At 61.5% G+C, this 9,453-nt stretch carries 7 protein-coding genes, 1 tRNA gene and 1 pseudogene; 2 read left to right on the top strand and 7 right to left on the bottom strand.

Annotated elements, in window-relative coordinates; translation table 11 throughout:
• Positions 1 to 272: pseudogene (locus AC07VG_RS14500) on the top strand (hypothetical protein); the annotation flags it as partial.
• Between the two features lie 166 nt (positions 273 to 438).
• Positions 439 to 525: transfer RNA gene (locus AC07VG_RS14495), tRNA-Leu, on the top strand.
• Between the two features lie 277 nt (positions 526 to 802).
• Here the strand turns inward: AC07VG_RS14495 and AC07VG_RS14490 are convergent.
• From AC07VG_RS14490 to hfq, 7 genes are all read right to left on the bottom strand, one after another.
• Positions 803 to 2,737: a methyl-accepting chemotaxis protein gene (locus tag AC07VG_RS14490; RefSeq protein ID WP_495001299.1), complete on the bottom strand. Its 1,935-nt coding sequence runs from the start codon at positions 2,735 to 2,737 to the stop codon at positions 803 to 805.
• A 140-nt stretch (positions 2,738 to 2,877) separates the two neighbouring features.
• Positions 2,878 to 4,170, bottom strand: a complete 1,293-nt coding sequence (locus AC07VG_RS14485) for an adenylosuccinate synthase (RefSeq protein WP_017125065.1) — start codon at positions 4,168 to 4,170, stop codon at positions 2,878 to 2,880.
• 54 nt (positions 4,171 to 4,224) lie between these two features.
• Entirely contained in the window at positions 4,225 to 5,412 is a 1,188-nt protein-coding gene (locus AC07VG_RS14480; protein ID WP_495001298.1) for an ATP phosphoribosyltransferase regulatory subunit, read from the bottom strand.
• A gap of 292 nt (positions 5,413 to 5,704) precedes the next feature.
• The gene (hflC, locus tag AC07VG_RS14475) at positions 5,705 to 6,574 is read right to left on the bottom strand and encodes a protease modulator HflC (RefSeq protein ID WP_495001297.1); all 870 of its coding nucleotides are present in this window, start codon (positions 6,572 to 6,574) and stop codon (positions 5,705 to 5,707) included.
• The gene (hflK, locus tag AC07VG_RS14470) at positions 6,574 to 7,746 is read right to left on the bottom strand and encodes an FtsH protease activity modulator HflK (protein ID WP_495021395.1); all 1,173 of its coding nucleotides are present in this window, start codon (positions 7,744 to 7,746) and stop codon (positions 6,574 to 6,576) included. Before hflK ends, hflC begins: the two co-directional genes overlap by 1 nt.
• Before the next feature lie 96 nt (positions 7,747 to 7,842).
• The gene (hflX, locus tag AC07VG_RS14465) at positions 7,843 to 9,144 is read right to left on the bottom strand and encodes a ribosome rescue GTPase HflX (RefSeq protein WP_495001295.1); all 1,302 of its coding nucleotides are present in this window, start codon (positions 9,142 to 9,144) and stop codon (positions 7,843 to 7,845) included.
• Positions 9,145 to 9,156: 12 nt separating this feature from the next.
• Positions 9,157 to 9,417 (bottom strand): RNA chaperone Hfq, encoded by a 261-nt coding sequence (gene hfq / locus AC07VG_RS14460; protein WP_123423785.1) that lies wholly within the window; start codon positions 9,415 to 9,417, stop codon positions 9,157 to 9,159.
• Positions 9,418 to 9,453: the final 36 nt, after the last annotated feature.

Raw genomic sequence — 9,453 nt, 5'->3', positions numbered from 1 at the left:
AGGTGCTGGTGACCGCAAGGTCGTGGAAGTTCGAGTCTTCTTCTGGGCACCAATTCAAGTTTCAGAGTAACACTCTGGAATCTCACAAAAACCCGCGAAAGCGGGTTTTTGCGTTTCTGGCCCCGACACTTTCCCGAATACGCCACACCCGGCTTGTCGGCGATGAGGCCAGCAAGCCTTGCATCGATCCTGCCGACGCCATCGCCAGCAAGCTGGCTCCCACATGGGAGGCAGCGTCGAATACAGATTTTGTTACGACACGAACCCTGTAGGAGCTGGCTTGCCAGCGATGAGACCCTTGAGCCATGTGGCGATCTTGCGGACGCCATCGCCGGCAAGCCCCCAAATTTGATTTATTAAAAGCAAAACAGGGGTTTACAGATCAAAAGGCTCTCCGTATAGTGCGTCCCATCAACGGCGTGCAACGCTGCTGATGCTGCCCAGATGGTGAAATTGGTAGACACGCCAGCTTCAGGTGCTGGTGACCGCAAGGTCGTGGAAGTTCGAGTCTTCTTCTGGGCACCAATTCAAGTTTCAGAGTAACACTCTGAAATCTCACAAAAACCCGCGAAAGCGGGTTTTTGCGTTTCTGATCCCATCATTTTCCTGGACACACCACACACCTGTGGCGAGCGGGCTTGCCACAGATAGGTACTCAGCCCGTACTTTGTCGACCCTGAGGCCCTCTTCGCGGGCAAGCTCCGCTCCCACCGTGTCCACGCTCAACCACAGGTTAGCAGCGCGACACAAAACCTGTGGGAGCGGAGCTTGCCCGCGAAGGGGCCGCCACTGACACCACAAATCAGGCCCGGAACTGCCCCAGGCTCGCCTTGAGCTGCCCCGCCAGGCTGTCCAGCACCTTGCCGCTGGCCGTGGTTTCCACCACCGCCTGCGCCGCCCGCTCGGCCTGGGCATGGATCACCTCGACCCGCCCACGCACCGCATGCGCGCCCTCGGCCTGATGCGCCGCCGCCTGAGTCGCCAGACCGATCGCCGCATGCACCTGCTCTACCGAAGACTGCACGCTCTGCTGCAACTTCACACTGCTACGCAACACCGCCAAGCCTTCACTGGCCTGACGCCCCGCCTGACCGATGGCCGCCACCGCTTCCCGCGCGCCCTGCTGCAAGGCACCGATATGCGCCTGGATATCGCCGGTGGAGCTTTGCGTCTTACTCGCCAACGCCCGCACCTCATCCGCCACCACGGCAAACCCGCGACCGGTCTCACCCGCCCGCGCCGCCTCGATGGCCGCGTTCAGGGCCAGCAGGTTGGTCTGCTCGGCAATCCCGTGAATCACCGTCAGCACCACTTCAATCTGTTCACTCTGCTGCGCCAACCGCTCGATCACCTTGGCACCGGTATCCACCTGCCCGGCCAGGGCCTCGATCAGATTGCCGACCTGGGCCGAGGTCCGGGTGTTTTCATCCGTCGCCTGGCGAATATCCACCACCTGCTTCAACGCCGCCTGCATCGCATGGCTTTCGGCCTGCGCGTCATCGGCCATCTTCGACAGCTCGCGCAAACTCTGCGCCACTTCGTCACGCTGCAAGCCGGCGGCGGCATCGGCACCGGCATTGCGCAAGGTCATCTGGCCAATTTCCACTCCGGTACGCTGGGCCACATCACCGGCTTCGCGCACGATAGGCTGCAGTTTGTCGACAAAGCGGTTCACCGCCGAGGCCATGTCGCCGATCTCGTCATTACTGTTGAGCTGAACGCGCTTGGTCAGATCACCCTCCCCCGCCGCCAGGTCATTCAAGGCCGCAATCAGCAGATGCAACTTGTTGACCACCCGCCGCCCGAGTACCACCGCCAGCAACAGCAGTACACCGAGGCCGACCAGGGCCAGGCCCATGCCGATCCGCCAGCGCAAGGTCTGCGCCGCATCCTGCACCGTTGCAGTGGTATTGACCTGCATTTGCGAAGCGGTGGCCTGGGCCGATTGCAAACGGGCCTGCATGGCCTTGGAACTGTCCGCCGAGGCGCCTTGCAGGCTGTCGCCCACCAGTTTGTCGCTGCTGGCGATCAAGGCCGTGAAACGCTGGTCCAGCGCCTTCAGGTCGGTTTCGACCGAGGCCGTGGAAACGCCCATCCGCACCTTGCCGATTTCCACGCCATTGGGGCTGATCGACGCTTCGAGGTAGTAGACCGACGGATCGTTCTTCGCCGCATTGAGCACCTTGTCCAGCGCTCGCTCACCCTCGCCCTTTTCCAAAAGGGCCTTGTTGATCGGGTTTTCCCGATTCAGGTAGCGGGTCAGGTGCTCACCGGTCGCATCGTCATACACCACGAACAGCACGTTCGGATTGCGCTGAGCGCGGCGGGCGAATTCGGAAAGGGTCGGTACGTCGTTGTCCCACATGGCCCGCGGGGCCACGGAGGCCAGCAACTGCGCCATGTCGTTGGCCGAATCCCTCAGATCCTTCTCCAACGCCGTGCGCAACTGAGCCTGCTCATCCTTCAGCCGCGAGGACAAGCCGCTGGTCAGACGCTGGCGCGTACTGACCGAAAGGCTGTCGAGACTCGACGTCACCTCTTTACCGGCTTGCTCCAATTCACCGGACAGCTTCTGACTGTCGATACCCAGACGAGTCCCCAGATCCGCCTCCAGCGCAGTGACCGTGCTTCGAGTCAGAGCGACCGCCACCAGCACCTGCACCAAAAGAGCGATACCCAGGGTAACGAACACAGGCCGCAATAGACGGCTTTGTAACAGTGAGAGAACGGCCGACACTGGAGATTCCTCGACTTTGGCGCCATTAATTTGATGGCACCTTTTTTAGAGGATAATCCCAGCAAGGCCCGTGCCGAACAACAGGTAGAAACGACAAAGGGCCCCAAAAGGGACCCTTTGTGATCTACATCAACGGCTTATCAGGCGAACGGGTGGCGCAGAACGATGGTTTCGTTGCGATCCGGACCTGTCGAAATAATGTCGATCGGCGCGCCGACCAACTCTTCGATACGTTTGATGTAAGCACGCGCCGCCGCCGGCAGCTCTTCCAGGGTCTTGGCACCCAGGGTCGACTCGCTCCAACCCGGCATTTGCTCGTACACCGGCTCCAGGCCGATGTAGCTGTCGGCATCGGTCGGCGCGTCGATGACCGCACCATTTTCGTTCTTGTAACCCACGCAGATATTGATGGTTTCAAGACCGTCCAACACGTCCAGCTTGGTCAGGCACAGGCCCGAGATGCTGTTGACGTCGATGGCGCGACGCAGGATCACGGCGTCGAACCAGCCGCAACGACGGGCACGACCGGTGGTTGCACCGAATTCGTGGCCACGCTTGGCCAGGAAGGCACCGACATCATCGAACAGCTCAGTCGGGAACGGACCCGAACCGACACGGGTGGTGTAGGCCTTGGTGATGCCGAGGATGTAATCCAGGTACATCGGCCCCACGCCCGAACCAGTGGCGATGCCGCCGGCGGTGGTGTTGGAGCTGGTGACGTACGGGTAGGTACCGTGGTCAATGTCCAGCAGCGAACCCTGGGCACCTTCGAACATGATGTCCTTGCCGGCACGACGCAGGTTGTGCAGCTCGGCGGTGACGTCGAGCATCATCGGCTTGAGCAGCTCGGCGTATTCCATGCACTCATCGAGAGTCTTCTGGAAGTCGATGGCCGGCTCTTTGTAGTAATTGACCAGCACGAAGTTGTGGTAGTCGAGCAACTCGCCCAGCTTCGCGGCAAAACGCTCGCGGTGGAACAGGTCGCCGATACGCAGGCCGCGACGCGCGACCTTGTCTTCGTACGCCGGGCCGATGCCACGACCGGTGGTACCGATCTTCAGCTCGCCACGGGCCTTCTCGCGAGCCTGATCCAGGGCCACGTGATAGGACAGGATCAGCGGGCAGGACGGGCTGATACGCAGGCGCTCACGCACCGGTACGCCTTTCTCTTCCAGCTTGGTGATTTCCCGCAGCAGGGCGTCCGGTGCAACCACCACGCCGTTGCCGATCAGGCACTGTACGCCTTCGCGCAAGACACCCGACGGGATCAGGTGCAGGACGGTTTTCTCTCCGTCGATCACCAGGGTGTGTCCAGCGTTGTGGCCACCTTGATAGCGCACTACGGCGGCAGCATGTTCGGTCAGCAGATCAACGATCTTGCCTTTGCCCTCATCACCCCACTGGGTGCCCAGGACTACGACATTCTTACCCATAACACTTGTCCTCATTCGCGCAAACTTGGTGCCGGCAGCCGCCGGCGGGAAAACTCAAGAAGCCAGCGGCAATACTTGCCAAAGCCCGTTCTGCTGAATCAATTGCCGGTCGCAGTCCGCTTCGCGGGCGGCGGCCAATGGTTGTCCGGGCAAGGCCTGGACCACACGCTGACCCTCGCCGCGCAACTGGCAGACCAACTGCCAGAGTGCCGCATCCGTGCTGTCAGGCATCCAGATACCGCCAGACGGTAGCTCGATCTCGGCACGCCCCAGGGTCACCAGGGTTTTCAAATCGGTGGAAAAACCGGTGGCCGGACGCGCACGCCCGAAATCCGCGCCGATGTCGTCATAACGACCGCCCTGGGCGATGGCCTGGCCGACACCCGGTACGAACACCGCGAACACCACACCGGTGTGGTAGTGGTAACCGCGCAACTCGCCCAGGTCGAAATACAGCGGCAACTGCGGGAAACGCGCGGACAGCCGCTCGGCAATCGCCAACAGGTCATCCAGCGCCGCCGTGACCTGTGGCGGCGCACCGGCCAGGCGCTCACGCGCCGCCGCCAGCACTTCGCGGCCACCACACAGATCCACCAGCGCCCGCAGCATGGCGGCCAGATCGGCCGGCAAACCTTCGGTCAACTGGATCACTTCATCGATCGCCTTGCGCTGCAGGGCATCGAACAACTGTTGCTCCACTTCACCGGACAAGCCGGCGGCGCGAGCCAGGCCACGATAGATACCGACGTGGCCAAGGTCCATGTGCACATCCGGCACATCGGCCAGTTGCAACATCGCCAGCATCAGGCTGATGACCTCGACGTCGCTGCTCGGGCTGGCATCGCCGTACAACTCGGCGCCCAACTGGATCGGACTGCGCGAGGACGACAAGGCCCGCGGCTGCGCATGCAGCACGCTGCCGGCGTAGCACAGACGACTCGGGCCTTCGCGCCGCAGAGTGTGGGCGTCGATACGCGCCACCTGCGGCGTGATATCGGCGCGGAACCCCATCTGCCGGCCCGACTGCGGGTCGATCACCTTGAAGGTGCGCAGGTCCAGGTCCTGGCCAGCGCCGGTCAACAAGGATTCCAGATACTCGATATGCGGGGTGACAACGAACTCATAGCCCCAGCTCTGGAACAGGTCCAACACCTGGCGCCGCGCCACTTCGATGCGCGCCGCTTCAGGCGGCAGTACTTCTTCGATGCCATCTGGCAGGAGCCAGCGATCTACCGTTGCCATTAACGCCTTTCCCCTATGATCCGGGCAGCTAGCCCGCAGGCGAGCCTTGAGTGAAGCAGAAAATGGTTAACGCGCGCGCAAGAACGACGCGACGAACAGCCTGAAATCGGCTTCGCCTACCACTTTCCTCGAAAAACCTGTCGGGTCGATCAACCCGCCGCCTGCCTATCAAACATACAGACGCAAAAAAGCCGGGAATTTCCCGGCTGCCGCATCATACACCCGTTTTCCGAAAGGATCACCCCGCCCGGCGTTTTAGCTGCCGGGCGGAGGGGGCATGATGCGTCTTGGATCAGGGCTTGGCTTTTTCCAGGTAACGGAAGAAGTCGCTGCTCGGGTCCAGCACCAACACGTCGCTCTTGTCCGCAAAGCTTTCACGGTAGGCGCGCAGGCTACGGTAGAACGCGTAGAACTCCTGGTCCTGGCCATAGGCCTTGGAGTAGATCGCGGCGGCCTGGGCATCACCGTCACCGCGGGCTTCTTCCGACTGGCGATAAGCTTCAGCCAACAACACTCGGCGCTGGCGATCAGCGTCGGCACGGATGCCTTCGGACAGTTCGTTACCCTTGGCGCGGTGCTCACGGGCCTCGCGCTCACGCTCGGTGCTCATGCGCTCGAAGACGCTGCGATTGACTTCCTTCGGCAGGTCGATGGCCTTGACCCGGACATCGACCACTTCGATACCCAGTTCCTTCTCGGCCATGCCATTCAACGACGCAGTAATGTCAGCCATCAGCGCATCACGTTCGCCGGACACCACTTCGTGCAGGGTGCGTTTACCGAACTGGTCACGCAAGCCCGACTCCAGACGCCGGGACAGACGCTCGTCGGCGATCTGCTTCAGGCCGGAAGTCGCGGTGTAGAAGCGCTCGGCGTCCTTGACCCGCCACTTGGCGTAGGCATCGACCATCACGGCTTTCTTTTCCAGGGTCAGGAAGCGCTGTGTCGGGGCATCCAGGGTCATCAGGCGGGCGTCGAACTTGCGCACCTGGTTGACGTAAGGAAGCTTCACATGCAGGCCCGGCTGGACATCGGCCTCGACCACACGGCCGAATTGCAGCAGGACGGCCCGCTCGGTCTGCAACACAATGTAGAAGCAGTTCCAGGCAGCCACCGCCACGATGACCCCGAGGATCAGGGCGATCAGTGATTTATTGCTCATCAGCGGCTCTCCCGGGTGCGTGTGGGTTGCGGCTCGGTGATATGCGGCGTGACATCAGTGTTGCCACTGGCCATCGGCCCCACGCCCTTGGCCGGCGAACTGCCGCCCGAACCGCTCTGGATCATCTTGTCCAGCGGCAGGTAAAGCAGGTTGCTCTGGCCGTTCTTGTTGCCGGTCACGAGCACCTTGCTGGTATTGCTGAAGACTTCCTGCAGGGTGTCCAGGTACAGACGCTGACGGGTAACTTCCGGTGCCTTGCGGTACTCGGCCACCAGCTTGGTGAAGCGGTCGGCCTCACCCTTGGCGCGGGAAACCACTTCGTCGCGATAGCCGTTGGCATCCTCGAGGATGCGCTGGGCCTGGCCACGGGCTTCCGGCACCACGCCATTGGCGTAACCTTCGGCCTGGTTGCGCGAACGCTGTTCGTCTTCGCGAGCGCGGATCACGTCGTCGAAGGCTTCCTGGACTTCGCGCGGCGCGGCGGCGCTCTGGACGTTCACCTGAGTCACCGTGATGCCGGTGCGATAGGTGTCGAGGAAGCGTTGCAGGCGCTCCTTGATCTCGCCAGCCATCTGCACCCGCCCTTCGGTCAGCACCTGGTCCATCGCGGTGGAACCCACCACGTGGCGCAGGGCACTGTCGGTGGCCTGTTGCAGACTGATTTCCGGCTGGTCGACGTTCAGCACGAAGTCCTGCAGGTTGCTGATCTTGTACTGCACGGTCAGCGGCACTTCGACGATGTTCTCGTCTTCGGTCAGCATCTGGCCCTGCTTGGTGTACGCCCGCTCACGGGTGACGTTCTCCAGGAACTTCTTGTCGATCGGCGGGAAATAGATGTTCAGGCCCGGCCCTACGGTTTCGTAGTACTTGCCGAAGCGCAGGACCACCGCCTGCTCCTGTTCATCGACGACGTAGACCGCGCTGTACAGCCATATGGCCGCGAGCACGACAAGGCCGATGCCGAGCAGACCGAAACCGCCGCCCTTGCCACCGCCCGAACCGCCATCCTCACCGCGTTTCTTACCGCCACCGAACAACCCGTTCAGGCTCTCCTGCAGCTTGCGGAAGGCTTCGTCGAGATCCGGTGGCCCCTTGCGGTCGCCGTTGTTACGGCGCTTGCCACCCCAAGGATCCTGATTGTTCGAGTTGCCACCCGGCTCATTCCAAGCCATAGCGCTCTCCATCTGATAAAGCAAAGACGCGCCCGCGGCGCGCCGACCAATGCTACAGAATGCCTGTCAACGCGGCACAACCGCTTTCCCAGGCTTTTATTGCAAAGTGTGTTGTTCGATGAATTCCGGCGGCTTCATCCCTTCGCGCGTGACCACTCGATTGAGCTCGGCCCTGGGCAAACGAACGGATAGCAGACAAATGCCTTCGTCGTCGTGTTCTTCCTTCTGCACCGCACCCATCTCGAAGAACTGTGCACGCAGTCGAGCAAAACGCTGCGGCAAGCGCAAGGTGCCAACGAACAAATCGTTGCCCAGCAACTCGGCAATCGCCTGTTCGAGCAGTTCCAGGCCCTGCCCGTCACGGGCGCTGAGCCAGACCCGCTGCGGCCTGCCGTCTTCATCGCGCTGAATCTGCGGTTCGACACCCTCGAGCAAATCGAGTTTGTTGTAGACCTCGAGGATCGGCAAATCCTGGGCGCCAATCTCGCCAAGCACCACCATGACCTGCTCGATCTGCAGCATCCGGTCCGGCTCCGCGGCGTCGATCACATGCAGCAACAGGTCGGAGTTGCTCGACTCTTCGAGCGTAGCCCGGAAAGCCTCGACCAGTTTGTGCGGCAGGTGCCGGATAAAACCTACGGTGTCGGCCAGCACGATCGGCCCGAGGTCATCGAGCTCGAGACGGCGCAGGGTCGGATCGAGGGTGGCGAACAACTGGTCCGCCGCATAGACGTCGGACTCAGTGACGGAATTGAACAAGGTCGACTTGCCGGCGTTGGTGTAACCCACCAGCGACACCGTCGGGATATCGGCGCGCTTGCGCCCGCGGCGCGACTGCTCGCGCTGGCTGCGAACCTTTTCCAGGCGGCCCTTGATCTGCCGCAGGCGCACCCGCAACAGGCGCCGGTCGGTTTCCAGCTGGGTTTCACCCGGACCGCGCAGGCCGATACCGCCTTTCTGTCGCTCAAGGTGAGTCCAGCCGCGGACCAACCGCGTACTCATGTGCTCAAGCTGGGCCAGTTCGACCTGGAGCTTGCCTTCATGGGTGCGGGCGCGCTGGGCGAAAATATCGAGAATCAGGCCCGTGCGATCCAACACGCGACACTCGAAAACGCGTTCGAGGTTACGTTCCTGGCTGGGCGTGAGGATGTGATTGAAAATCACGATGTCGACCTGTTCGGCCTTGACCAGATCGCGAAGCTCCTCGACCTTGCCAGTGCCAATCAGATATTTGGCGGTTGGCCGATGACGCGGCACGTTGAAAAACGCGACGGTCTCGGCGCCTGCCGATGCTGCCAACTCCTGAAACTCCTGCGGATCTTCGCGCGCCTCAGGGTCCTGACCTTCCAAGTGAACGAGAATGGTCCGTTCACCACCACCGTGGCGCTCAAAGAACAAAGGAGACTCCTATCAGGCGTTACCCGGCTCAGCATCAGCCTGTTCGGTTTCGGTTGCGCTAGGCAGACGAATTGGACGAACCGGTACCACTGTCGAGATCGCGTGCTTGTAGACCATCTGGCTGACGGTGTTCTTCAGCAGGATCACGAACTGGTCGAAGGACTCGATCGTGCCTTGCAGCTTGATGCCGTTGACCAGATAGATGGAAACCCCAACCTTCTCTTTACGCAAGGTATTCAAGTAAGGGTCTTGTAGCGAATGCCCTTTTGACATGTGCCGCACTCCTTTAAGGATCAATAATAAAAAATA

Source organism: Pseudomonas sp. GW821-FHT03C07 (assembly GCF_059420925.1).
The sequence above is the reverse complement of the archived record's forward strand: the minus strand, read 5'-3'. Positions and strand labels throughout refer to the sequence as shown.

Bases quoted from the DNA above. Each gene is read 5' to 3' on its own strand.
- AC07VG_RS14485 (WP_017125065.1), bottom strand. From the start codon at position 4,170: ATGGGTAAGAATGTCGTAGTCCTGGGCACCCAGTGGGGTGATGAGGGC.
- AC07VG_RS14480 (WP_495001298.1), bottom strand. From the start codon at position 5,412: ATGGCAACGGTAGATCGCTGGCTCCTGCCAGATGGCATCGAAGAAGTA.
- hflC (WP_495001297.1), bottom strand. From the start codon at position 6,574: ATGAGCAATAAATCACTGATCGCCCTGATCCTCGGGGTCATCGTGGCG.
- hflK (WP_495021395.1), bottom strand. From the start codon at position 7,746: ATGGCTTGGAATGAGCCGGGTGGCAACTCGAACAATCAGGATCCTTGG.
- hfq (WP_123423785.1), bottom strand. From the start codon at position 9,417: ATGTCAAAAGGGCATTCGCTACAAGACCCTTACTTGAATACCTTGCGT.